General features: G+C 58.7%; 19 protein-coding genes. 11 read left to right on the top strand and 8 right to left on the bottom strand.

The window, feature by feature from the left end; translation table 11 throughout:
• Positions 1-2 precede the first annotated feature (2 nt).
• The 5 genes from HGHM_RS22285 to wrbA all read right to left on the bottom strand — a co-directional run bounded on the left by HGHM_RS22285 (position 3) and on the right by wrbA (position 6,225).
• Positions 3-3,035 carry a bifunctional diguanylate cyclase/phosphodiesterase gene (locus HGHM_RS22285; protein WP_148415469.1) on the bottom strand — a complete coding sequence of 1,011 codons (3,033 nt, stop codon included), beginning with the start codon at positions 3,033-3,035 and terminating at the stop codon, positions 3-5.
• Between the two features lie 341 nt (positions 3,036-3,376).
• Positions 3,377-3,802 carry a DUF4124 domain-containing protein gene (locus tag HGHM_RS10160; RefSeq protein WP_019141422.1) on the bottom strand — a complete coding sequence of 142 codons (426 nt, stop codon included), beginning with the start codon at positions 3,800-3,802 and terminating at the stop codon, positions 3,377-3,379.
• A 19-nt stretch (positions 3,803-3,821) separates the two neighbouring features.
• Positions 3,822-5,228: an FAD-binding oxidoreductase gene (locus tag HGHM_RS10155; RefSeq protein ID WP_019141421.1), complete on the bottom strand. Its 1,407-nt coding sequence runs from the start codon at positions 5,226-5,228 to the stop codon at positions 3,822-3,824.
• Positions 5,225-5,617 carry a DUF2069 domain-containing protein gene (locus HGHM_RS10150; protein ID WP_019141420.1) on the bottom strand — a complete coding sequence of 131 codons (393 nt, stop codon included), beginning with the start codon at positions 5,615-5,617 and terminating at the stop codon, positions 5,225-5,227. The genes HGHM_RS10155 and HGHM_RS10150 overlap by 4 nt, the downstream gene beginning before the upstream one ends.
• Complete coding sequence (gene wrbA, locus HGHM_RS10145; protein WP_019141419.1) at positions 5,617-6,225, bottom strand: NAD(P)H:quinone oxidoreductase; 609 nt, start codon at positions 6,223-6,225, stop codon at positions 5,617-5,619. The genes HGHM_RS10150 and wrbA overlap by 1 nt, the downstream gene beginning before the upstream one ends.
• Positions 6,226-6,301: 76 nt before the next feature.
• Here wrbA and HGHM_RS10140 point away from each other — a divergent pair, with 76 nt between their 5' ends.
• Positions 6,302-7,594, top strand: coding sequence for a YihY family inner membrane protein (locus HGHM_RS10140; protein WP_019141418.1), 1,293 nt, complete (start codon positions 6,302-6,304; stop codon positions 7,592-7,594).
• A 6-nt stretch (positions 7,595-7,600) separates the two neighbouring features.
• On the opposite strand, the gene HGHM_RS10135 is transcribed toward HGHM_RS10140, so the two are convergent.
• From HGHM_RS10135 to HGHM_RS10125, 3 genes are all read right to left on the bottom strand, one after another.
• Positions 7,601-7,918, bottom strand: a complete 318-nt coding sequence (locus HGHM_RS10135; RefSeq protein WP_019141417.1) for a DUF962 domain-containing protein — start codon at positions 7,916-7,918, stop codon at positions 7,601-7,603.
• Positions 7,919-8,012: 94 nt separating this feature from the next.
• A complete protein-coding gene (locus HGHM_RS10130) occupies positions 8,013-8,819 on the bottom strand; it encodes an alpha/beta fold hydrolase (protein ID WP_019141416.1) in 807 nt (268 codons plus the stop codon).
• 1 nt (position 8,820) lies between these two features.
• Complete coding sequence (locus HGHM_RS10125) at positions 8,821-10,131, bottom strand: O-acetylhomoserine aminocarboxypropyltransferase (RefSeq protein WP_019141415.1); 1,311 nt, start codon at positions 10,129-10,131, stop codon at positions 8,821-8,823.
• 180 nt (positions 10,132-10,311) lie between these two features.
• On the opposite strand from HGHM_RS10125, the gene HGHM_RS10120 reads away from it, so the two are divergent.
• The 10 genes from HGHM_RS10120 to HGHM_RS10075 all read left to right on the top strand — a co-directional run bounded on the left by HGHM_RS10120 (position 10,312) and on the right by HGHM_RS10075 (position 24,021).
• On the top strand, positions 10,312-10,764 hold the full coding sequence (locus HGHM_RS10120; RefSeq protein WP_019141414.1) for a CBS domain-containing protein: 453 nt from the start codon (positions 10,312-10,314) through the stop codon (positions 10,762-10,764).
• 297 nt (positions 10,765-11,061) lie between these two features.
• Positions 11,062-12,948 (top strand): MFS transporter, encoded by a 1,887-nt coding sequence (locus HGHM_RS10115; protein WP_019141413.1) that lies wholly within the window; start codon positions 11,062-11,064, stop codon positions 12,946-12,948.
• A 75-nt stretch (positions 12,949-13,023) separates the two neighbouring features.
• The gene (gene aroC, locus HGHM_RS10110) at positions 13,024-14,121 is read left to right on the top strand and encodes a chorismate synthase (protein WP_019141412.1); all 1,098 of its coding nucleotides are present in this window, start codon (positions 13,024-13,026) and stop codon (positions 14,119-14,121) included.
• Positions 14,122-14,207: 86 nt separating this feature from the next.
• Positions 14,208-15,431, top strand: a complete 1,224-nt coding sequence (locus HGHM_RS10105) for an MFS transporter (protein WP_019141411.1) — start codon at positions 14,208-14,210, stop codon at positions 15,429-15,431.
• Positions 15,428-16,261, top strand: coding sequence for a M48 family metallopeptidase (locus tag HGHM_RS10100; RefSeq protein ID WP_019141410.1), 834 nt, complete (start codon positions 15,428-15,430; stop codon positions 16,259-16,261). The genes HGHM_RS10105 and HGHM_RS10100 overlap by 4 nt, the downstream gene beginning before the upstream one ends.
• A 156-nt stretch (positions 16,262-16,417) precedes the next feature.
• Positions 16,418-17,821, top strand: coding sequence for a 3-isopropylmalate dehydratase large subunit (gene leuC, locus HGHM_RS10095; RefSeq protein WP_019141409.1), 1,404 nt, complete (start codon positions 16,418-16,420; stop codon positions 17,819-17,821).
• Positions 17,822-17,857: 36 nt separating this feature from the next.
• On the top strand, positions 17,858-18,505 hold the full coding sequence (gene leuD, locus HGHM_RS10090; RefSeq protein WP_019141408.1) for a 3-isopropylmalate dehydratase small subunit: 648 nt from the start codon (positions 17,858-17,860) through the stop codon (positions 18,503-18,505).
• Positions 18,506-18,534: 29 nt separating this feature from the next.
• Positions 18,535-19,605, top strand: a complete 1,071-nt coding sequence (gene leuB / locus HGHM_RS10085; RefSeq protein ID WP_019141407.1) for a 3-isopropylmalate dehydrogenase — start codon at positions 18,535-18,537, stop codon at positions 19,603-19,605.
• 26 nt (positions 19,606-19,631) lie between these two features.
• On the top strand, positions 19,632-20,768 hold the full coding sequence (gene asd, locus HGHM_RS10080) for an aspartate-semialdehyde dehydrogenase (protein ID WP_075111745.1): 1,137 nt from the start codon (positions 19,632-19,634) through the stop codon (positions 20,766-20,768).
• A 265-nt stretch (positions 20,769-21,033) separates the two neighbouring features.
• Entirely contained in the window at positions 21,034-24,021 is a 2,988-nt protein-coding gene (locus HGHM_RS10075; RefSeq protein WP_026075889.1) for a FimV/HubP family polar landmark protein, read from the top strand.
• Positions 24,022-24,048: the final 27 nt, after the last annotated feature.

The raw sequence follows: 24,048 nt of genomic DNA, 5'->3' as shown, positions 1-24,048 counted from the left end.
CATTACTTCTGCGGCGGCAGAGCATGTGACGCTAACAGCGCGGCAAACTCGTCCGCGCCAATAGGCTTGCTGAAGTAATACCCCTGCATCTCGTCGCAGGCGTGCTCGCGCAGGAAGGTTTCCTGCTCGACGGTTTCGACACCTTCTGCGATCACTGTCAGGCTCAGGGTCTTGCCCATTGCGATGATGGCTTCGGTGATTGCCTTGTCGCCGGTGCTGGTGGCGAGATCGCGGATGAAGGAGCGGTCCACCTTGAGGGTATCGATCGGGAAGCTCTTGAGCTGGCCGAGCGAGGAATAGCCTGTTCCGAAATCATCGATCGCCAGCCGCACTCCCATTTTCTTGATCGCCGTAAGCAGCTTGATGGCGCGCTCCGGGTTGTGGACCACCATGCCTTCGGTGATTTCCAGCTCCAGCAGATGGGGCGCCATGCCGGTTTCCTTCAGTACCGCTGCGACGTCCTCCAGCAGGTGCTCGTCGGCGAACTGGCGCACCGAGAGATTGACCGCCATGCATATCGGCGGCAAGCCCTGTTTTTGCCATGCCACGTTTTGCAGGCAGGCTGTCCGGAGGGCCCATTTGCCGATGGGGACGATCAATCCGGTTTCTTCCGCGATCGGGATGAAGTGTGCCGGCGATACGGCGCCGAGCCCGGCATTGTGCCAGCGCAGCAAGGCTTCCACCCCGGTGATCCTGCGGTTCCTGAGATCGACCTTGGCCTGGTAGTGCAACGTGAATTCATTGCGCTCCAGCGCGCGGCGCAGGTTGGATTCCAGCAGCAGGCGCTCGAGGGATTGCGACTTGATTTCCTTGGAATAGAACTGGAAGTTGTTCTTGCCTTCTTCCTTGGCAAAGTACATCGCAATGTCGGCATTCTTCATCAGTGTCTGCTCGTCTTCGCCATCCTGCGGGAACATGGCAATGCCGATACTGGCCGTCACCCGGCATTCCTGGCTAATCAGCGTCACGGGCTGGATGGCGGCCGCCAGGATCTTGCGGGCGACCGTGGCGGCCTGGTCCTTGTGGTCTGTTTCCTGGATCAACACCACGAATTCATCTCCGCCAAGCCGGGCGATCGTGTCGCTTGCGCGCAATGTCTTCTGGAAGCGGGCAGTGACTTCCTTCAGGAGTTCATCGCCGGCTTCATGACCGAGGGTGTCATTGATGAACTTGAACCGGTCGAGGTCGATGAACAGCACCGCGAAGCTGCGCTCGTAGCGGCTTGACGACGAGATGGCCGCATTCAGCAGGTGGCTGAACATCGCGCGGTTCGGCAAGCCCGTGAGGCCGTCATGGGTGGCAAGATACTGGATGCGTTCTTCGGCGACTTTCTGGTCGGTGATTTCGCGCGATACGCCGCGGTATCCTGTGAAGCGGCCCTCGCCGTCGAACACCGCTTCCCCGCTGGCGCTGATGTAGAACGGGCTCCCGTCAGTCAGCACCCGGCACATGATGATGTCGCGGTATGGCCTTTGCGCAGCAAGAAACTCGCGATGCGCATCCCATCCGCCTTCGGCCTGCACCTCGAAGCCGCATTCCCAGATTGGCTTGCCAAGGAAATAGCCCTGTATCTCGGCCGCTTTCGCGTGCCGGCCTTCGAGGCGTGTAAAGCGAAATTCTGTATCCTGCTCCCAGTACCAGTCCGAGGACAGATTGGTCAAGGCGCGGAAACGCGCTTCGCTTTCACGCAGCGCCTGCTCCATCTTGCGGCGCTCGGTCACATCGCGAAGAATGCCGCGGAATCCGACCGGATTTCCGGAACTGTTCCTGACCAGGTGGATCGAGCCTTCCACCTGGATTTTGCTGCCGTCCTTGCGGATATGCTCCCAGTCCTGGCTGTGCTTGGAATTGCCTGTAAGGTAAACCTCGTTGAACGCCTGGTACACCGTCACTGCCACTTCAGGCGTCATGTAATCCCGGTTGTTCACTCCCGCCATTTCGCTATGGGCATAGCCGAGCATGCGGACGAAGGCATCGTTGTAGAAAACGAGATTGCCTTTCAGATCGACTTCGTAATAGGCGTCCCCGATGCTTTCAATAATGGTGCGATATCGTTCCTCGCTCGCACGCAGCGCATCCTCGGTTTTCCGGCGCGCCGTCACATCGCGCATGAGGCCGCGGAATCCGACCGGCGTGCCGTTGGCATCCTTGATGAGATGGGCCGAACCTTCCACCCGTACGATGCTGCCGTTCTTGTGACGGTACTCCCAGTCCTGATTGAGCAAGGGCTGGCCGGTGCGGTAGACCTCGCTGAAGGCCTTGTATACCGTCGCTGCCATTTCCGGCGTCTGATAATTAAGATTGCTCAGGCCCTTGAATTCTTCGGCAGTCAGGCCCAGGGCCTTGTAGGTCGAGGAGTTGAAGAAGAGGCTCCGGCCTTTCAGATCGACCTCGTAATAGCCTTCTTCCATGGTTTCGAGGATGGTCCGGTATTTTTCCTCGCTTGCGCGCAGCGCTTCCTCGGTGCGCTTGCGCTCGGCTTCGCGCTCGAAATTGTGCAGCGCATAAGCGATATTCCGGGCAATCCGATCGAGCAGGGTAACCGTCTTGTGGTCGAAGGCGTTTTTCTGCGCTGAATAGAACAGCAGCACGCCGGCCGGGTGCCCGTCGCGCAAGAGGGGAATCGCTGCGCCTGCGGCAATGCCGGCCTTTTCGGCCAAGACGTGCCAGGGGCGCGTGCGTTCGTCTTTCAGGAAATCATTGCTGACGGCGGATTTTTGCGTGCGGAAAGCCAGGCCTACCAGGCCTTGCCCTTCAGGTGAGTCCGGGTCAATCGAGATGCGCGCTTGGTGCAGTCCCTGTTCTCCCATGCCGACGACAGCTTCCACCTTGACGCGGGCCGTGGCGGGGTCGGGGACCATGAGCGCCGCAGTCAGGAGCTTGCCGTCTTCCACGGCGGCTTCGCAAACACGCTGGTAAAGCTCTGCGGGCGTCTGCGCGTGCAGGATGGCTTCATTGATGGCGCCGAGCACGGCATACATGGTGGCGAGGTGCTTGTAGGCGTCCCCCTCGTGCTTGCCAGAAGTAATGCTCAAGTTGGTCCCCGCAGAGATTGGATGAATCCGGTTTCGATGCCTTTGCCGGCGCTTGCTGGATACAGGCAATTATGACCGCTTGTTTGCATTCTATCGGGAATTTGTTGCATAAAAGCAATAAATTCAAGCGCTCCATGTTGTGACGCACGAAGACCATCATTGACCCGGGAACAAGTTATTCGGCGATGTTTGAGGCAGGAGTAGGGGAGATGCTGGGCTGGCGAGCAAGTCAGCCCAAGGGGGAGAAAACCGATGGTCTGGGAAAGTCAGGCGAGGCGGGCGACCGGGAAGTGCTTGATAGCGTGGATGGGGTGGTCAATCCTTTCCCGGCAAGCGCCAGCTCATTTCCTGCATTCCGCCTCATATTCCTCGACAATGCGACGCAATCTGCGCATGGCTTTGTCGTGGGCCTTGCCGGTAGCGGCGGCGGCATCTTCATCCGCTGCATTCCTGCGGCGTGCCATTGCCATGCATCGGTTCTGCTTGGCCCTTGCGACGCGCGCCAGCTTTTGCTGTTCTTTCTCTTCCTTCGCCTCGCGCTTGTGCCTTTCGCTTTCCAGCTGTGCGAGTTTTGCCTTCTCCTGGGCGAGCTGGGAATTCGCCTGCGTCGTATCGGAAGGGGAAACGCCAGGACCGAGGTCGATCTGCCTGCCGCCAGCGCAGGGCTTGTCGCTGTAGGTGACCTTTCCGCCCGCTTCACACTTGTAGACGGCCATTGCAGGAGCGGACAGGCACAGGAGCGCGCACAGCAGCAGGGTTCGGGTCATCTTGATTGTCCTTGTTTGTTTATATGACTTTTCCCGGGTTCATGATGCCGAGCGGGTCGATCGCCTGCTTGAGGGTCCACATCAAGGCCATTTCCGTCTCGGACTTGTAGCGGCGGACTTCATCGCGCTTGAGCGCACCCAGTCCGTGTTCCGCCGAAATCGATCCGCCGAAACGGTCGACGCTGTCATGCACCACGCGGTTGATTGCCTCCTGATGGCGGATGAATTCTTCATCCGAACCGTTTTCCGGGGGCGACACATTGTAATGCAGGTTGCCATCCCCGAGATGGCCGAAAGTGACCATGCGGCAGCCGGGGAAGGCATCCTGCAGGGCCACGTCGGTGATGCGGATGAATTCGCCGATGCGGGAAATCGGTACCGAGATATCGTGCTTGATATTCTTGCCTTCCGCTGCCTGCGCCATCGAAATATGCTCGCGCAGATTCCACAGCGCGTTCGACTGGGCGATCGAAGAGGCGACCACCGCATCCACTATGCATCCCTGTTCCAGCGCCTCTTCGATCAGGCCTTCCAGCATGGCGGTCGCATGTTCCTCGGATTCGCTGTCGGACAGCTCCAGCAGGACATATTGCGGATAGTGCTGCGCAAACGGCAGGCGTATCTGCGGGAAGTGCTTGGTGACCAGGTGCAGGCATATTTCCGACATCAGTTCGAATGCAGTGAGCGTTGCCCCGCAGCGCGCTTGGGCAATTGACAGCAGGCGCAACGCGTCGTCCGGCGTTTCCAGGGCGGCCAGCGCCGTCAGCTTTGCCTTCGGTTGCGGAAACAGTTTCAGGACTGCGGCGGTAATGACGCCGAGCGTGCCTTCCGCGCCAATGAACAGGTCGCGCAAGTCGTAGCCGGTATTGTCCTTGCGAAGGCCTTTCAGCCCACTCCAGATGTCGCCCTGCGGCGTGACTACTTCGAGGCCGAGGCACAGCTCGCGCGTATTCCCGTAGCGCAGGACGGCAACGCCGCCCGCATTGGTCGAGAGATTGCCGCCGATGGTGCAACTGCCTTCGGCTGCCAGTGACAAGGGAAACAGGCGGCCCGCATCGGCGGCGGCGTTCTGGATGGTCTCAAGCACGCATCCGGCTTCGACGGTCATGGTGTTGTTGACGGTATCGATCCCCCGGATCCGGTTGAGCCGGGTCAGGGACAGGACGATCGAGGTGCCGCTTGCATCGGGGACGCTGCCCAGCACCATGCCGGTATTGCCGCCCTGCGGCACGATAGGCACGCGGAACTGGCTGCACAGGCGGACGATCGCCGCCACTTCCTCCGGCGAGGCCGGCTTCACCACCGCAAGCGCCTTGCCGGTAAAGCGGCGGCGCCAGTCGGTCAGGTAGGGAGCGACGTCCGCTTCGGCGGTCAATACATGGGCTGCCCCGACCGCGTCGCGGCACAGATTGAGAAAATCGTTCATTTGGACGCTTTCTGGATGACTTGTTGGGCCAGCTTTTTGGCAGCCTTCTTGTAGGGATGCAGGAAGAGGATGGTGCACAGGAAAAACACACTGGTCAGCCCGACTTCGACCCAGCCCAGGGTGGCCGACAATCCCTTGTCGCTGGTGGCCCTTACGATTCCTTCGGCGAAGTAAAGCAGGATCATCATCGATGCCCATTGCATGGTGTAGAGGTTGCGCTTCAACACGCCGTGCAGCGGCACAAGCAGCGGGACTGCCTTCAGCACCAGCCAGGAACCGCCTGGCCGCAGCGGTGCCAGCACCAGTTCCCAGGCCACACATAATGCGATCAAGGCCAGCAGGCTGCCGGCACTGCCGAAATAAAATACCTTCTGCGCTGGATATTGCATCAGTTCTCTCTCAACTTGCGGGCTGTCTGGGCTAGGCGCCGGCCCAGCGCAATTGTCAGAATCCTGGTTTCCTCGCTGATCGGATGCGTGCCATTGACGCCGGCCCAGTGGCTGGCACCATAGGGTGTGCCGCCGCTGGAAGTGGTCATCAATTCCGGCTGCGTGTAAGGCAGTCCGAGCAACAGCATGCCATGGTGCAGCAGTGGAATCATCATCGACATTAGGGTGGTTTCCTGACCTCCGTGCAGGCTGCCGGTGGAGGTAAACACGCAGGCCGGCTTGCCGTTCAATGTGCCCGACAGCCATTGCGAGGACGTGCCATCCCAGAAATATTTCATGGGAGCGGCCATGTTACCGAAGCGGGTGGGCGATCCCAGCGCAAGGCCGGCGCATTCCTCGAGATCGCGCAGTTCCACATAAGGCGCGCCTTCCTTCGGCACTTCCGGCTCAACCGCTTCCGCAACCGTGGAAACGGCCGGCACCGTGCGCAGGCGGGCGTCGCAACCCGACACGCTTTCAATGCCTTGCGCAATCAGTTCCGCAAGCTTCCGCGTGGCGCCATGCCGCGAATAATATAGAACAAGAATAGTCAGGTCGGGTGCATTCATGCTTGGTATTATAGGGCGCTTTGAGTTGCCAACCGTATCACGCCTGCATGTTGCAGCCTTTGACGGTACCTCTCTTATGTTCCGTTTCCTTTTCCAACATATTCCAGCAATATTTCAGCGCCTTTCGCTGGACGATTTGCGCAGCCTGCTCCGATTCGCGCGACGGCGCCTGAATGAAGAACGCCTGCCGCAGGTGGCCGGAAGCCTGACCTTTACCACCGTGCTTGCACTGGTGCCGATGCTGACCATTGCACTGGCAATATTCACCACTTTCCCCCTGTTTAATACTTTCCGTGCATCACTGGAGGCCTATTTCATCCAGAGCCTGATGCCGAAAACCATTGCCAATACCATACTCGGCTATCTCACCCAGTTCTCGGCAAAGGCGACGCGGTTGTCCGCGATCGGGGCGGCCGGTCTCATCGTGACTGCAGTTGCAATGATGTTGACGATTGATCGCGCATTCAATGAAATCTGGCGCGTCAAGGAAGCGCGGCCGATTACTCAGCGAGTGGTGGTGTATTGGGCAATCGTGACACTCGGTCCGTTGCTGATCGGCGCTTCCATCACGGCCACTTCCTATGTGTTCACCGCGACCAACGAACTTGCCACCCGGCTGCTTCTGCTCGGCAATGCCATTTACACGGTGATTTCGGTGCTGCTGACCATGGCAGCCTTTACCCTCTTGTATGTGATCGTCCCGAACCGGGTGATCGACTGGCGGGACGCAGCCTGGGGCGGACTGTTCGCCGCAGTCGCGTTCGAAATTGCAAAGCGCATCTTCGCGGTATTCATCAAGCAGTTTCCGACTTACACGGTGATCTACGGCGCGCTCGCCGCGGTGCCGATCTTCCTGATCTGGGTCTATGTGTCCTGGCTGATTACCTTGATGGGAGCGGTCGTGGCGGCTGCGCTGCCAGTCGTGAAGTATGAGCGCTGGTGGCATGTGCCGACGCCCGGCAGCGCTTTTGTCGACGCAATGTCGGTGCTGAAAGTGTTGTATGAGGCGCGGGAAAGCGGCAGGAATGCTGCAGTCGATGCCGGCACCATACGTTCAAGGACGCGCCTTGGCTTCGAGGAAGCGGAGAGCCTTCTCGAGAAAATGCTGGATGCCGGCTGGGTGGGGCGCATTCGGGCAAGCGGACCCAGTAGAGTGCAACTGGGCAAGCGCATCTCGGAAGGGCTGGACACCTGGACCCTGCTTGCCAATCCGGAGCGGCTGAAACTTGCGGATGTGTACCGGGTCTTCGTCTTCAGTCCTGCGAGCGGCAAGCCCGTTGTCAAACAGGTGGAAAGCGTGATCGAACAAGGCCTGGATCAGACCTTGTCCGCGCACTTTGCGTCGTCAAGGCAGGACATGGCAGCCTAGGCCGGCTCAGAATGCAGACCGGCCTTTCAGCATCTGCCAATACATGACCCAGTCGCCCATGAACGAATAAAGGGGATGCTGGAAAGTGGCTGGCCGATTTTTTTCGAATACGAAATGGCCGACCCAGGCGAATCCGTAGCCGGACAAGAGTGCGGCCAGCAGCCACCAGAAATTCCCGCTCAGGACCAGTGCGGCAACACAGAGGAGCGACAACGTGGAGCCGACGAAATGCAGCTCGCGGCAGGTGCGGTTGGAATGTTCGCTTAAATAAAAAGGATAAAAATCGGTAAAGGTTTCGTATTTCGTTTCCGCGATGGTGCTCATGTCATCCTCCTTGGTGTATTGGCAACGATAGATTAGTTCCGGTCCCGCGCGGATGCAACTCCATTCCCCAAAGCAAAGAAAGCATAGCTGCGTTTCATCCAGCGGCGAATCCGAACAAGGCATCGAGAACGGCATCCGGCTGCTCGGACATCAGCGAATGCCCGCATTTCTCGATCTGGACGACCTTGGCATGCGAAATCGCCTTGATCAGGGGCCCTGCTGCCTTTGGCATGGTCATCAGGTCGCTCTTCCCGAGCAGGAATAGAGCAGGGCAGGTCACCGACCTTGCGGCAATCTCTCCATTCGCATACGCATTGCAGGCGGAAAAATCGGTGTGAAAGACTGGCGCCAGGTTCAGCTTTGATAGCCGCTGCATCAGTCGCTGGCTGCCCCCCAATACATAAAAGCCGGGGGCCGGGCAGGATGGCTTTTGCACGAAGGATGAATGGCTCCAAATATTCACCATGTCGATCGCAAGCTGTTCATTGTTTTTGGCGGCATCCAGCAGTGCCTCCGATACTTTCATCGGATAGGCGGTGCCGACCAGAGCCAGCTTGTCGACCCGTGTCGGGGCGAGGTACGCGGTTTCCAGCGCTACCAGCGAGCCCATGCTGTGTCCGATCAGCGTTGCTGTTTTGACGCCGGCAGCGTCCAACAGAGTAAGCAGCCAGGCGGCCATTTCCTCGACGTTCGCCAGCGGTGCTCCGGCACTGCGGCCATGTCCTGGAAGATCCGCCGCCAGCACACCGAAGCCATGATGCGCGAAATAACGGGTTTGCAGGGCCCAGACCGAATGGTCGTTCTGTGCGCCGTGGATGAAAACGGCCGTCGGCAGGGAGGGATCGAAGGTCTTGCCGCCGGTATAGCAATAGGCATCGTGCCCGTGAACATTCAGCAGCATGTCATTTTCCCTTTTGCGAAGCTTTCAGTCCGCGCCCGAGGTCTTCGATGAGATCATCGGCATCTTCCAGTCCGACCGAAAGGCGAATGGTGCCTTCGGTAATGCCCGCAGCGGCAAGCTGTTCCGCCGGCACGCGGAAATGCGTGGTGGACGCCGGATGAATGACCAGCGATTTCGCGTCGCCGACATTGGCCAGGTGCGAAAAGATCTTGAGCGATTCTACGAAGCGCCGGCCGGCAGCCCGGTCGCCCTTGATATTGATGGAAAATACCGCGCCGCAGCCTTTCGGCAGCAAGGTCTTGGCGAGTTCATGGTCCGGGTGGGTTTCCAGTTCGGGATACATGACCGCTTCCACTGCGGGATGGGTAGCAAGGAATTCGACGATCCTGCGGGTATTTGCCACATGCCTTTCCATGCGCAGGCTGAGTGTCTCGATACCTTGGAGGATGGCGAAGGCATTGTGCGGGCTCATCACTGCGCCAAAGTCGCGCACGCCTTCGCGCCGGGCGCGCAGGGAAAATGGTGCAACCGTCGACTCTTCCGAAAACACCATGCCGTGGAAGCCTTCATACGGTTCGCACAATTCGGCGAAATGGCCGGTTTTTTCATATGCTTCCTGCCAGTCGAAGGTGCCGCCATCGACCAGCAGCCCGCCAATGGCGGTGCCGTGGCCGCACAGGAACTTGGTCGCGGAATGGAAGATCAGGTCGGCGCCATGGTCGAATGGGCGCAGCAGGTAGGGTGTGGTGAAGGTCGCGTCGACCATCAGCGGCAGATGGCGTTCATGCGCAACGTCGGCAAGCTTCGGAATGTCCAGCACATCCAGGCCCGGATTGCCGAGGGTTTCGCCGAACAATACCTTCGTATTCGGACGGATCGCATTGCGCCACGCATCGAGGTCGCGCGGATCGACAAAGGTGGTCTCGACGCCGAAGCGCTTCATGGTGTAGGCCAGCAGGTTATGGGAGCCTCCATACAGGGCGCGCGAAGCGACCACATGGGAACCGGCACCGGCAATCGTTGCCAGCCCAAGATGGAGCGCAGCCTGCCCGCTTGCCACTGCGATCGCAGCGACGCCGCCTTCCAGAGCGGCGATGCGTTCTTCCAGTACCGCATTGGTCGGATTGGAGATGCGCGAGTAGACATGGCCCGCGCGTTCCATATTGAACAGCGAGGCGGCATGATCCGAATCCTTGAACACGAAGGAAGTGCTCAGGTAAATCGGCGTAGCCCGCGCGCCGGTCGCCGGGTCCGGCGCCGCGCCGGCATGTAGCGACAGGGTATCGAAGCCTGGGTATTTCGGAATGTTCATGTGAAATTTGTCTCCTGCAGCCTGGTTGGGCATTCTTGTCGATCAAGCGATTTTGTCATCCTAGCATTGAACCCGTTCCTGATCTAAGAGGCAAAATAGCCCGGCGCGGCTGGATTTTTAGTCCGGCTTGGGCTAAATTTCTAATGTGACAACAAACTCCATTTCTCCCGGGTGGCACCCATGAAAGTATCCGAAATCCTGAAGGTCAAAGGCGACATCCTCTACACGGTGACCCCCGACATGCCCATCGCGGAAGCGGCCAGCACGATGGCTGAAAAGGACATCGGTTCGCTGGTCGTGATGGAATTCGGCGAACTGGTCGGCATGCTGACCTTCCGCGAAGTGATCAAGGCCCTGCATGCCAACAAGGGTTCCATCGGCGCTGGCACGGTGCGCAAGCACATGGACGACCATCCGATCACGATTACCCCTGACACCGAAATCAATGAAGTGCGCCGCCTGATGCTGGAAAAGCATGCGCGCTACGTGCCGGTGGTCGACGCCAAGACCTTGCTCGGCGTGATCTCGTTCTATGACGTGGCCAAGGCGGTGCTGGAAGCGCAGAGTTTCGAGAACAGGATGCTCAAGGCGTACATCCGCGACTGGCCGGCCGAAGGCGAGGGCGAGGAGTAGGCTGGCCGGATGCACGGACAGGGCCTTTTGCACTGACCGGGCAGTTGGCAGGCGGCTTCTTCCACTACGCGCATGTGCCCGCAGATCTGATTCTCCCGGACAGGCAGGCGCTCAATAGGGGCCGACGCTCCCATCCGGATGCGGAGAAAACGACACACCGGGTATCGCCCGGCAACACTTTTGGGAAAAGCTCCCGAAAACGGCTTCATTGTCCTCTACACTTCTGCCGTCAAAGCGAATCACGGTTGCTTTGACGCGCGCCTCAAATTCCATTTTTCTTCTTTTGATTAAACCGACATGAGTCAATCCAGTCAGTTTGCCTTGCTTGCACAGCGCCGTTTCGGCCCTTTTTTCTGGACCCAGTTCTTCGGTGCTTTCAATGACAACCTGTTCAAGACAGCCCTGTTGACCATCCTGACCTACGAAGCCTTGAGCTGGACCGACCTGGATCCGGGTCTGCTGAACAATCTGATTCCCGGGCTGTTCATCTTGCCGTTCGTGGTGTTTTCGGCGAGCGCCGGGCAGTTGGCAGACAAGTTCGAGAAGTCGCGGCTCGCGCGCTACATCAAGATACTGGAAATCGGCATCATGCTGCTAGCGGCAATCGGCTGGTTGCGGCATGACCTGTGGCTGCTGGTGGGAGCCATCGTCGGCATGGGCCTGCACTCGACGCTGTTCGGCCCGGTGAAGTACGCCTACCTGCCGCAGCAGCTGAAGCCGGAAGAGCTCGTCGGCGGCAATGGCATCATCGAGATGGGCACCTTCGTCGGCATCCTGCTAGGCGAAGTGCTGGGCGCCGTGCTGGTGCTGCACAAGCCCTGGGGCGTGCAGCTGGTGGCTGGCGGAACGATCGCATGTGCCGTGATCGGCTGGCTGTTCAGTCTGCGCATTCCGCATTCGCCGGCGCCGGCGCCGGATTTGAAGATCAACTGGAATCCGCTGACCGAAACCGTCCGCAATATCAGCTTTTCACGCCAGAACCGCACGGTGTTCTTGTCCATGCTGGGCAATTCCTGGTTCTGGTTCTATGGCGCCATCATCCTCGCCCAGTTTCCGGTCTATGCGAAGGACTATCTCCATGGCGACCATAGCGTATTCGTGCTGCTGCTGACGGTGTTCTCGCTCGGAATCGGCACCGGATCGCTCCTGTGCGAGCGGCTGTCCGGACACAAGGTGGAAATCGGCCTGGTGCCGTTTGGCTCGATCGGCCTGTCGATCTTCGGCTTCGACCTCTATCTCGCGAGCCTGCATTACACGAATGCTGCAATGGTGGATGCCGCCGGTTTCATCGTGCAGCAGGGCAGCTGGCGCATCCTGTTCGACTGCGTGATGATCGGCGTGTTCGGTGGCTTTTACATCGTTCCCCTGTTCGCGCTGATCCAGACCCGCTGCGATCGCCAGCATGTATCTCGCACCATCGCGGGAATGAACATCCTGAATGCCCTGTTCATGGTGGCTGCGGCCGGCGTGGCCATGGTGCTGCTGAGGATCGGTTTTACGATCCCGGAGATCTTCATGGCTACGGCCCTGATGAATGCGGTCGTTGCAATCTACATCTTCTCGCTGGTGCCGGAGTTCCTGATGCGCTTCCTCGCATGGCTGCTGATTCATACCCTGCATCGGGTGCATACAGTGGATACCGACCGCATTCCGGAAGAAGGAGCGGCCGTGCTGGTTTGTAACCACGTCAGCTATGTGGATGCGATCGTCATCATGGCAGCGAGTCCGCGGCCGATACGCTTCGTCATGGACCATCGCATCTTCAAGATCCCGGTGCTGTCCTGGATCTTTAGGACAGCCAAGGCGATACCGATCGCGCCGGCCAAGGAAGATCCGTGGCTGATGGAAAAAGCGTACGTGGATATCGCGCAGGCGCTGCACGAGGGCGAACTGGTGTGCATCTTCCCGGAAGGAAAATTGACAATGGACGGCGAAATCAATCAGTTCAAAGGGGGCGTCAGGAAAATCCTCGACCGCACGCCGGTACCGGTGATCCCGATGGCCTTGCGCGGCTTGTGGGGTAGCCTGCTGACACGCGGCAAAGGCAATCCTTTCGAGCGTTCGTTCAAGCGCGGACCGTTTTCCCGGCTGTCGCTGGCGGTCGGGCGGCCGGTGGCGCCGGCCCAAGCGACTCCAGAGCTTTTGCAGGAACAGGTATTGGCCTTGCGCGGGGACTGGAAATAATTTTTAGCCGCGTAACCTGCGAGGGATAGGCTAAAATCGAGCCTTCCCTCTTCAATTCGAGATAGTACGCATAACATGTCCGGCAGCACTTTTGGCAAGCTCTTCACCGTCACTACCTTCGGCGAATCCCACGGGCCGGCAATCGGCTGCGTGGTCGATGGCTGTCCGCCGGGAATGGAGCTGTCGGAAGCGGATATCCAGCCGGAGCTCGACCGGCGCAAGCCCGGCACTTCGCGCCACGTCACGCAGCGTCAGGAATCTGACACCGTTGAAATCCTGTCAGGGGTCTTCGAAGGAAAAACCACCGGCACGCCGATTGCGCTCCTGATCCGCAACGAAGACCAGCGCAGCAAGGATTACGGCAATATCGCCGAAACCTTCCGCCCGGGACATGCGGACTACACCTACTGGCACAAGTACGGCATTCGCGACCCGCGTGGCGGGGGACGTTCGTCGGCACGCCTGACCGCGCCCATCGTCGGCGCCGCTGCTATTGCCAAGAAATGGCTGAAACAGCAGTACGGGACGAGCTTCAAGGGTTGCATGAGCCAACTGGGGGAAATCGCGATTCCCTTCGAATCATGGGACTTCGTCCAGACCAATCCCTTCTTTGCCGCGAACCAGACCATCATCCCGCAGCTGGAAGCGTACATGGATGGCTTGCGCAAGGAAGGCGATTCCTGCGGCGCGCGCATCGAGGTAGTTGCGCAGCAGGTGCCGGTCGGTCTGGGCGAGCCGCTCTACGACAAGCTGGATGCCGACATCGCCTTTGCGATGATGGGCATTAACGCCGTCAAGGGCATCGAAATCGGTGCCGGCTTCAAGTCGGTCGCCCAAAAGGGCAGCGAACATGGTGACGAACTGACGCCGCAGGGCTTTGCCAGCAACAATGCAGGCGGCGTATTGGGCGGCATTTCGACCGGCCAGGACATCACGGTATCGATCGCAATCAAACCCACTTCCAGCATCCGCACACCGCGCCGTTCGATCGACAAGAACGGCAATCCGGTCAACGTGGAAACCTTCGGCCGGCACGATCCCTGCGTCGGCATCCGGGCGACCCCGATCGCCGAAGCGATGCTGGCCCTGGTCCTGATGGATCATGCGTTGCGCCATCGGGCCCAGTGCGGCGACGTGAGCGTGACGACTCCGAAAATCGCGGCAAGCATCTAGAAGTTGCAAGGAATGGTTCGCAAGGATGAGGCGAAGCCGCGGTTTCGCTTTGGCGCGGCTTTGCCCGTCGTGAGGATGAAGGGCAGATGAGCCTGCGCAACAAACCGATTCTGCCGCATCCCGATCCCCGCCGCATGGCGCACGCATCCTGGTCGAGGCAGTGGGTCAGCTTCGCGCTGTTCTTCTTTGCCTACTACGGCTACATCGGCATCTTTTCGCCTTATGCAAGTCTTTATTTTGCCGATCACGGCATGACGGCAACGCAGATTGGCGCGCTGATGTCGCTCATGCAGGTGATGCGGATTTTCGGTCCCAACCTGTGGGGCTGGATCGCGGACCGCAGGCAGCAGCGGGTGGCTGTGCTGCGCATCACCGCGCTGGCCGCATTCGCAAGCTTTACCGGAATCTTCTTTGGACACACATTTGCCCAGTTCTTCGTTGTGATGGTGGCAGTCAACCTGTTCACCAGCGCGCAGGTTCCCTTGTCCGAAGCCCTGATGCTGTCTGAAATGCGCGGGGACCTGACGCATTACGGCAAACTGCGCCTGTGGGGGTCGGTCGGATTCATCCTCGCCGTCACGCTTGCCGGCCCTTTGCTCGACTGGTACGGCATTGGTCTCATGCTCTGGATTTCGATTGGCCTGCTCGCACTGATGCTGGTCGCCTGCCTGCGGATGGAGGAATCGCCGCCCGGCCAGGCTTCCATGAATGGCCCCTCGGTCATGAGCCTGCTGAAGCGGCGCGAGGTCGCCGCATTCTTCGCGTCGACTTTCCTGATGATCGCGGCGCATGCGTCGCTATATGTTTTCTATTCCTTGTATCTGGCGCAAATCGGCTACAGCAACACGGTGATAGGTTTAATGTGGTCGCTCGGAGTGGTGGTCGAAATCGCGTTTTTCTATTACCAGGCACCCATCTTCCGGCGTTTTGGCATCAGGAAACTGATGGTGGCCAGCCTGCTGATTGCGGTCGCCCGCTTCCTGCTGATCGGTTACGGCGCCCAGTCGCTGCTGTTGCTGTCGATCGCCCAGCTCATGCATGCCGCAACTTTCGGCGTTCACCATTCGGCTTCGATCGCCAGCCTGCAGCGCTGGTTTTCGGGGCCCTTGCAGGCAAGGGGGCAGGCGCTCTTTACCAGCATTTCCTATGGTTTGGGCGGCACTCTCGGCGGCCTTGTTTTAGGGGAATTATGGGATACATTGGGGCCGCGCGCAGTCTATCTGACAGCGGCGCTGTTTTCGCTTGTGGGTGCCGGTGCGGCAGTCCTTTCATATCGCTGGCAGTCACGTGATCAAGAGGAGGGAAAATGAATTTCGCCATCAAGCCAATGATTCTGAAACGCATGATGCTCGCGGTGTTTGTGCTCGGGCTGGCGGCCTGCCAAACCGTGCAAACGACGCAGGGCGGTGTGGTCGGTGTCGACCGCCAGCAAAGGATGGCACTTTCTGCGCAGGAGATGGATCAGGCGGCCCAGCAGCAATACGCAGAATTGATGACGGAAGCACGCAAGAAAGGGCTGGTGAACCAGGACCCGGCGCAGGTCGAGCGGGTGCGCAAGATTGTCCAGCGCCTCATTCCCGAGACCGCGGCTTTTCGCCCGGATGCGCCCAAATGGAACTGGGAAGTGAATGTGCTGACCTCGTCAGAGGTCAACGCGTGGTGCATGCCCGGCGGAAAAATTGCCGTCTATACTGGCTTGCTGGCAAAACTGCATCCTACCGACGATGAGCTGGCGGCGGTGCTGGGCCATGAGATCTCCCATGCATTGCGCGAGCACTCGCGCGAACGTGCTTCTGAACAGGCGGTGGCGGGCGGCCTGATTTCGATCGGCTCGGCCTTGCTGGGACTCGGAGACCTTGGCCAGAAGGGGGCGGAATACGCCTACATGGGATTGGTCGGATTGCCCCATTCAAGGCTCCAAGAGACGGAAGCCGACCGCATCGGGGTGGAACTGGCAGCGCGTGCCGGCTACGACCCGCGTGCCGCTGTGACACTCTGGCAAAAAATGGGACAGCTAAGCGGCAGCGAACCGCTGAAGTTCCTCTCGACTCACCCGTCGAACGAGGACAGGCTCAGGGACCTGACAGCGTATTCTCAGCGGGTGGCGCCTCTCTACCAGCAGGCGAAAAAGAAGTACTGACAAAAAGTACTGACGAAATCAGCCGAAACTTGAGCGCCCGCAGCATGTGCTGCGGGCGTTTTCATTCATGCATCCGTGCGTCCCGCGTGTTCCGCATTGCACAATATGGCATAATCAAAGGCTATTTTCATCGTTTCGTCCTGCACATTTCGACCCATGGCTCAAACGCTTTACGACAAACTCTGGGAATCGCATGTCGTCCATACTGAAGAAGATGGGACATCGATACTGTATATCGACCGCCATCTGGTGCACGAAGTCACCAGCCCGCAGGCATTCGAAGGCCTGAAGCTGGCCGGCCGCAAACCATGGCGCGTGTCCGCCAATCTCGCGGTTGCGGACCACAACGTGCCCACCACCGATCGCATGCAAGGCATTGCCGATCCGGTGTCGCGACTGCAGGTCGAAACTCTGGACGCGAATGCCAAGGAATACGGCCTGACCTATTTCAACATGCGCGACAAGCGCCAGGGCATCGTGCATGTGATCGGACCGGAACAGGGCGCAACGCTTCCCGGCATGACAGTTGTCTGTGGTGACTCTCATACCTCGACCCATGGCGCCTTCGGCTGCCTCGCGCATGGCATCGGCACTTCCGAAGTCGAGCATGTGCTGGCGACCCAGACACTGCTGGCGAAAAAATCCAAATCCATGCTGGTGCAGGTTGATGGTCCGCTGCCTACAGGCGTGACTGCGAAGGACATCGTACTGGCGGTGATCGGCAAGATCGGTACTGCGGGCGGCACCGGGTATGCAATCGAATTCGCCGGTTCCACCATCCGTTCGCTCTCGATGGAAGGCCGTATGACTGTCTGCAACATGGCAATCGAGGCTGGCGCACGCGCCGGCATGGTGGCCGTGGACGATACGACGATTAATTATGTGAAAGGCCGTCCTTTCTCGCCGGTCGGCCCGCACTGGGATCGCGCGGTGGAATACTGGCGCACACTGCATTCCGATCCGGGTGCCAAGTTTGACATGGTGGTGACGCTCAATGCCGCGGAAATCAAGCCTCAGGTCACCTGGGGTACTTCGCCCGAGATGGTGGTCGCCGTGGATGGTCGCGTGCCCGACCCTGACAAGGAAAAGGATGCCGTCAAGCGAGATGCGATGGAAAAGGCATTGCGCTACATGGGCCTCAAGCCGAATACCGCGATGTCCGATATTCGCATCGACAAGGTGTTCATCGGATCCTGCACCAATTCCCGTATCGAGGACTTGCGGGCTGCGGCAGCGGTCGTGCGCGGCAAGTACCGCGCATCGAATGTGAAGCTGGCGATGGTGGTGCCCGGATCCGGCCTGGTGAAGGAACAGGCAGAACGCGAAGGCCTGGACAAGATTTTCAAGGAGGCCGGCTTCGAATGGCGCGAGCCCGGATGTTCCATGTGCCTGGCGATGAACGCCGACCGCCTGGAACCGGGCGAGCGCTGCGCCTCCACTTCCAACCGGAACTTCGAAGGCCGTCAGGGGCAGGGCGGCCGCACGCACCTGGTGTCGCCGGCGATGGCCGCCGCGGCAGGCATTGCCGGTCATTTCGTCGACGTGCGCGCTTTGCGCTGAGGCCAGTTCCGGAATCAGGATGAAAGAGTAAGAACCATGGACAAATTTACCGTACACGATGGATTGGTAGCGCCGCTGGATCGCGCGAACGTCGATACCGATGCCATCATCCCCAAGCAGTTTCTTAAATCGATCAAGCGCAGCGGCTTCGGTCCCAACCTGTTCGATGAATGGCGCTACCTGGATCATGGCGAGCCGGGCATGGACAATTCCAAGCGGCCGCTGAATCCGGACTTCGTGCTGAACCAGCCGCGCTACCAGGGTGCCTCCATCCTGCTTGCACGCAAGAACTTCGGCTGCGGTTCCTCGCGCGAGCATGCTCCCTGGGCGCTCCAGCAATACGGTTTTCGCGCAGTGATTGCGCCGAGTTTTGCCGATATCTTCTTCAACAACTGCTTCAAGAACGGCTTGCTGCCGATCGTGCTGGGCGAAACCCAGGTCGACCGTCTGTTCGACGAGGTGAAGGCATTTCCGGGTTACCGCTTGGTGATCGATCTCGAGAAACAGATTGTCACCACATCCAACGGCAGCACGACTTACCCCTTCGAAGTCGACGCATTCCGCAAGTATTGCCTGCTCAACGGTTTGGATGACATCGGCCTGACACTTCGCCATGCCGACAAGATCCGCGCCTTTGAAGAAAGGTACCTGGCGGCGCAGCCTTGGCTGGTCAACACCATCTGATTCGTCAGTAATCCAAGCAAAACCGAAAAATGAAAATTGCAATCCTGCCGGGCGACGGCATTGGTCCGGAAATCATCGAACAAGCCGTGCGGGTGCTGAACGCGCTTGATGAAAAATTTGAAATGGAAGCCGCTCCAGTGGGCGGTGCCGGTTACGAAGCGCAGGGGCATCCACTGCCCGAAGGAACGCTGAAGCTCGCCAAGGAAGCTGACGCGGTCTTGTTCGGCGCGGTCGGCGACTGGAAATATGACAAGCTTGAACGTGCATTGCGGCCGGAACAGGCAATCCTTGGCCTGCGCAAGAACCTCAATCTGTTTGCCAATCTGCGTCCGGCGATTCTGTATCCGGAACTGGCTGGTGCATCGACCTTGAAACCGGAAGTGGTATCGGGCCTGGACATCCTGATCATTCGCGAACTGACTGGCGACATCTATTTCGGCCAGCCGCGCGGCGTGCGTACTGCTCCCGACGGCCAATTCAAAGGCGAGCGCGAGGGTTTCGACACTATGCGCTATGCCGAGACGGAAATCCGTCGCATCGCGCATGTTGCCTTCCAGGCGGCTCGGAAGCGCGGCAAGCGCCTGACCAGCGTCGACAAGGCCAATGTGCTGGAAACCTTCCAGTTCTGGAAAGACATCGTCACCGATGTGCACAAGGACTACCCGGACGTCGCGCTCGACCACATGTATGTGGACAATGCAGCAATGCAGCTGGTGCGCGCGCCGAAGAAGTTCGATGTGATCGTCACCGGCAACATGTTCGGCGATATCCTGTCCGACGCTGCAGCCATGCTGACTGGCTCGATCGGCATGCTGCCATCCGCCTCGCTCGATGCGAACAACAAGGGCTTGTACGAACCTTCGCATGGCTCGGCCCCGGATATTGCAGGCAAGGGCATTGCCAATCCGCTGGCCACGATTCTTTCGGCTGCGATGATGCTGCGCTACTCCCTGAACAAGGCAGAGCAGGCCGATCGGGTGGAGACCGCGGTCAAGAAGGTGCTGGCGCAGGGATTGCGCACTCCGGACATCTACGAGGAAGGCACCACCAAAGTCGGTACCCGGGAAATGGGTGACGCGGTGGTGAAGGCGCTGGGTTAAGGTTAATTGAATTGAAGGAGAAAATCGTGAAGTTAGTCGGTCTGGTAGGGTGGCGTGGTATGGTGGGTTCGGTCCTGATGCAGCGTATGCAGGCAGAGGGCGACTTCGCGCATATCGAGCCGGTGTTTTTCTCGACCTCGAACGCAGGTGGCAAGGCGCCTGCAATGGCGAAAAATGAAACCACCCTGAAGGACGCAAGCAATATCGACGACCTGAAGAAGTGCGACATCATCATTACCTGCCAGGGCGGCGATTACACGACCGAAATTTATCCTCAGCTGCGCGCGGCCGGCTGGAACGGCTACTGGATCGATGCGGCTTCCACGCTGCGCATGAAGGACGACGCCATCATCGTGCTTGATCCGGTCAACCTTGATGTGATCAAGAATGCCTTGACTCGCGGTGTGAAAAACTACATCGGCGGCAACTGCACCGTGTCCTGCATGCTGATGGGCCTAGGTGGCCTGTTCCAGCAGGACCTGGTGGAGTGGATGACATCGATGACTTACCAGGCTGCTTCTGGCGGCGGCGCACAACACATGCGCGAATTGCTGACCCAGTTCGGCTCGATCAATGCCGAAGTCAAATCCTTGCTGGACGATCCCGCTTCTGCAATCCTCGAAATCGACCGCAAGGTGCTCGCCAAGCAGCATGCATTCACTGCCGAGGAAACGAAGCAATTCGGCGTACCGCTCGCCGGCAATTTGATTCCGTGGATCGACAAAGATCTGGGCAATGGCGTGTCCCGCGAAGAATGGAAGGGTGGCGCTGAAACCAACAAGATCCTCGGCCGGGGCGAAACATTCGGCAAAGATGCAAAGCCGGCCATTGCTGTCGACGGCTTGTGCGTTCGGATCGGCGCAATGCGCTGCCACTCGCAAGCACTGACCATCAAGCTGAAGAAAGACGTGCCGCTCGATGAGATCGAAGGCATCATCGCCGAGAACAATCAGTGGGTAAAAGTGGTACCGAACACCCGCGAAGCTTCGATGAAGGATCTTACTCCGGCTGCAGTCACAGGCAGACTCACCATCCCGGTGGGACGTCTGCGCAAGATGCAGATGGGTGGTGAGTACCTGTCCGCATTCACCGTTGGCGACCAGTTGCTGTGGGGTGCCGCTGAGCCGCTGCGGCGCATGCTGCGCATCGTGTTGGAAAAATAATTCCTTAGTCGTGGTCGTGAGTCGAGGGCCTATTGGCAATCCATCAAGAGGTACGGATTGCTGATAGGCCCTCGTTGTCAACGCACAACAGGAAAACAGGCGTTGCCTGTCATAGCCACAAAGATCCGTGCGATTTGGCGAAGTTAGCAAGTTGGATACACTTGCGCGTGTAAGTCCATGATGATATGGTGAAAGTTCCCTGAATAATGATAAATTGCAGCGGTGTCCGTGCACGTCACAACATACGCTAATGGAATGCCAACCAATGTCCTTAAACATGCATTCAAACACACGCTCAAAATCGGTCTCGTTTAGCCTGAAGACACTTAGTGCCGCAGTTGTTTCGGCGCTGCTGTTTTCCAATGCATATGCAGCAGGACTGGGCAAGCTGACAGTATTGTCGTCCCTGGGACAACCGCTCAATGCCGAAATCGAATTAAGTTCAGTATCGAAGGACGAGGCCGGTGCACTTGTCGCAAAGCTTGCTTCCCCGGAAGCTTTTCACCAAGCCAGCATTGATTTGAACCCAACCTTGCTGTCGCTTCGGTTTGCGATCGATGAGCGTGGCACCCGCAAATTCATTCGTATTACATCGAGCCAGCCGATCAACGAGCCGTTTGTCGACTTGCTCCTCGAGGTAGGCGGCCCGCATGGACGCCTCGTTCGTGAATATACTTTCCTGCTTGACCCCGCCGACATGCGCGCCATGCAGCCGGCCCAAGTTGCGTCGATTCCCGTTCCTGCCCAAGGAACAATCAAGCCGGCACAGCCCGTTGTCCAGGCGGAGGCTCCCGCACAGATTGAGCACAAAGCCGAGGACAAGCCGAACGGAAAATCTGAAGAGAAGCTCACGGACGCGCCTGCCAATAAAGTTGAAGAGGCCAAGACGTCTGCAGGACAGGAAGCAAAGACTGCACTGAAGCCTGTCAAGCCGGCTGCGACAGCAGCGGCAGGAGAAGGAAAAAGCGAGCCGAACCCGACCGAACATAAGATTAAGAGTGGCGACACTTTGGTCAAGATCGCCAACCAGGTGAAGCCGAGCGGCGTATCTCTGGACCAGATGCTGGTCGGGCTGTATCGCGCGAATCCACATGCCTTCGCGGGCAAGAACATGAATCGCTTGCGGGCGGGCCAGATATTGTCGGTGCCGGATGCGGATACGACTCGCAGCGTCAGCAAAGCGGAGGCGCACAGTATCGTTGTCGCGCAGTCTGCCGACTTCGCGAATTACCGTAACAAGCTGGCCAGCCAGGTCGCTGAGGCAACTCCCCAGAAATCGGAAGAGAACAAGCAAAGCGCGACCGGCAAGATCACTGCCAAGGTGGAAGAGCAGCCTACACCGGCCAGCGAGTCGAAAGACAAGCTGAAACTGTCCAAGGCGCTTCCTGCTGCAAATGCGGGTCAGGACAAAGCCAGCGCAACCAAAGGTGGCGCAACGGTCAGCGAAGAAGACAAGATTGCGAAAGAGAAGGAGCTAGCGGAAGCTGATGCGAGGGTCAAGGAGCTCGAAAAGAATGTCAACGACTTGCAGAAGGTTTTGGAAGTCAAAAACAAGGGCCTCGCCGAACAGCAACAGCAGGCCGCCGCTGCAAAAGCCGATCCCGTAAAACAGGAACCTGCCAAGCCCGACACCGTAGTTAACGAAAAAGCGCCGGCTGCACCGGGTAATGCAACTGCATCATCCGTACCGGTAACTGCGCCTTCGGCATCGACAAAGGTGGATGCCGTACCAGCATCAGAACAACAGCCCGCTGCGCCTGCTCAGGCTGAGCCAGCACAGGCAAAAGCGGAACAGCCCGACCCGGCACATCCCGCAGCACCTGTTTATCCAGCGGCTGTGAAACCGGCGCCCGCGCCAGTGAAGCCGAAACCGAAAGTCGCGCCTCCCGTTGCACCGCAACCGGAGCCAAGCTTTTTCGATGATTTGATGAACAATCCGTTGCTGTTGCCGGGTGCGGGAATTCTGCTGGTCGGACTGGGGGCCCTGGGAATTTTCATCTCGCGTCGCAGGAAGCAGAGCAAGCAATTCGGCGATAGCATTATTACGGACTCGAGCCTGAAGGCAAACTCGCTGTTCGGCTCCACCGGCGGCCAGAGTGTCGACACGAATAACAGCGTTTTTAACTCCAACTTCGCGCCATCCGCAAATCAACTGGACACGAACGAAGTGGATCCGATTGCGGAAGCGGACGTCTACATTGCCTACGGTCGCGATGCACAAGCCGAGGAAATCCTGAAGGAAGCTCTTCGCACCCAGCCGGAACGTCATGCAGTGCGCGTAAAGCTCCTTGAGATCTATGCCAGCCGCAAGGATTTGCGCGCATTTGAAGTGCTGGCAACTGAGCTCTATGGGATGACAAAGGGCGAAGGAGCCGACTGGGCGCAAGCTGCTCTTCTGGGCGCTTCGGTTGATCCTAACAATCCGCTGTATGCGGGCGGCAAGAAGTCGGGCGAGAAGCCCAAAGCTGCTCCTGCACCCGCTCAACCGGCCGCAGTACCTGAAGTCGTTCAGTCGCTGGAAGCTAACTCGTCCCATTTCGACCACACTTCGCTGGTCGAAGATGCCGCTCCGGAAATTGAAGTTCCGGCGAAAAAGCCGGCTGCTCCAAAAGTAGTGGAGGAAAAACCGTCGGTGCAACGGAAAAATGAAAAAGCACCGGCTAACGAGCTGGATTTTGATCTGGCGGAAATGGATTTGGGCACGGTGCAGGTGCCCAACACCATCCCTCGTCCGGCGCCGACGGAGCTTCATGCCGACTTGGGTTCCATTGATTTTGATTTTCTCGAAACGCCAAAAGCAACTGAAAAGCCTGCTGTAAAGGCAGCACCTGCTGCGCCCGCGAAGGTCAGCCCAACTCCGGCGCCGGCTCCTGCCGCAAGCAGCATCGATTTGTCGGCCTATGATCTTGCTCCGCTGGAGCTGAATGCATCTGAGGCTGAGCCGGTTAGTGCCAACGCAAAGACCGATGCGCCTGTGGAATCTCACGACTTCGATCTTTCCGGAATCAGCCTTGAACTGGACGCGGCGCCGGAGGCAAAGGAGGAAAGCGTATCCCTGAGCATGGATGACATCGCCCCCATGCAGAACGATTCCTCCGGCGATTCGGAAATGGCGACCAAGCTGGACCTGGCGGTCGCGTATCGGGAAATTGGTGACAAGGAAGGCGCGCGCGAACTGCTGGATGAAGTTCTGAAAGGCGGTACGCCGGAGCAAAGCGAAAGAGCGAAATCTCTCTTGCTTGAACTCGCGTAATTCCTCTTTGCGGCGGAATACGGGCGC

Origin of the sequence: Noviherbaspirillum massiliense JC206, from assembly GCF_000312045.1 — a bacterium.
Lineage (GTDB): Bacteria > Pseudomonadota > Gammaproteobacteria > Burkholderiales > Burkholderiaceae_D > Noviherbaspirillum > Noviherbaspirillum massiliense.
This window is presented reverse-complemented; position numbering and strand designations above follow the sequence as displayed.

Coding starts and splice junctions, on each gene's coding strand:
- HGHM_RS10155 (WP_019141421.1), bottom strand. CDS start 5,228: ATGAACGATTTTCTCAATCTGTGCCGCGACGCGGTCGGGGCAGCCCAT.
- HGHM_RS10130 (WP_019141416.1), bottom strand. CDS start 8,819: ATGCTGCTGAATGTTCACGGGCACGATGCCTATTGCTATACCGGCGGC.
- HGHM_RS10100 (WP_019141410.1), top strand. CDS start 15,428: ATGAATTTCGCCATCAAGCCAATGATTCTGAAACGCATGATGCTCGCG.
- HGHM_RS10105 (WP_019141411.1), top strand. CDS start 14,208: ATGAGCCTGCGCAACAAACCGATTCTGCCGCATCCCGATCCCCGCCGC.
- leuD (WP_019141408.1), top strand. CDS start 17,858: ATGGACAAATTTACCGTACACGATGGATTGGTAGCGCCGCTGGATCGC.
- aroC (WP_019141412.1), top strand. CDS start 13,024: ATGTCCGGCAGCACTTTTGGCAAGCTCTTCACCGTCACTACCTTCGGC.
- HGHM_RS10120 (WP_019141414.1), top strand. CDS start 10,312: ATGAAAGTATCCGAAATCCTGAAGGTCAAAGGCGACATCCTCTACACG.
- leuB (WP_019141407.1), top strand. CDS start 18,535: ATGAAAATTGCAATCCTGCCGGGCGACGGCATTGGTCCGGAAATCATC.
- HGHM_RS10140 (WP_019141418.1), top strand. CDS start 6,302: ATGTTCCGTTTCCTTTTCCAACATATTCCAGCAATATTTCAGCGCCTT.
- HGHM_RS10075 (WP_026075889.1), top strand. CDS start 21,034: ATGTCCTTAAACATGCATTCAAACACACGCTCAAAATCGGTCTCGTTT.
- wrbA (WP_019141419.1), bottom strand. CDS start 6,225: ATGAATGCACCCGACCTGACTATTCTTGTTCTATATTATTCGCGGCAT.
- HGHM_RS10135 (WP_019141417.1), bottom strand. CDS start 7,918: ATGAGCACCATCGCGGAAACGAAATACGAAACCTTTACCGATTTTTAT.
- HGHM_RS10125 (WP_019141415.1), bottom strand. CDS start 10,131: ATGAACATTCCGAAATACCCAGGCTTCGATACCCTGTCGCTACATGCC.
- HGHM_RS10160 (WP_019141422.1), bottom strand. CDS start 3,802: ATGACCCGAACCCTGCTGCTGTGCGCGCTCCTGTGCCTGTCCGCTCCT.
- leuC (WP_019141409.1), top strand. CDS start 16,418: ATGGCTCAAACGCTTTACGACAAACTCTGGGAATCGCATGTCGTCCAT.
- HGHM_RS10150 (WP_019141420.1), bottom strand. CDS start 5,617: ATGCAATATCCAGCGCAGAAGGTATTTTATTTCGGCAGTGCCGGCAGC.
- HGHM_RS10115 (WP_019141413.1), top strand. CDS start 11,062: ATGAGTCAATCCAGTCAGTTTGCCTTGCTTGCACAGCGCCGTTTCGGC.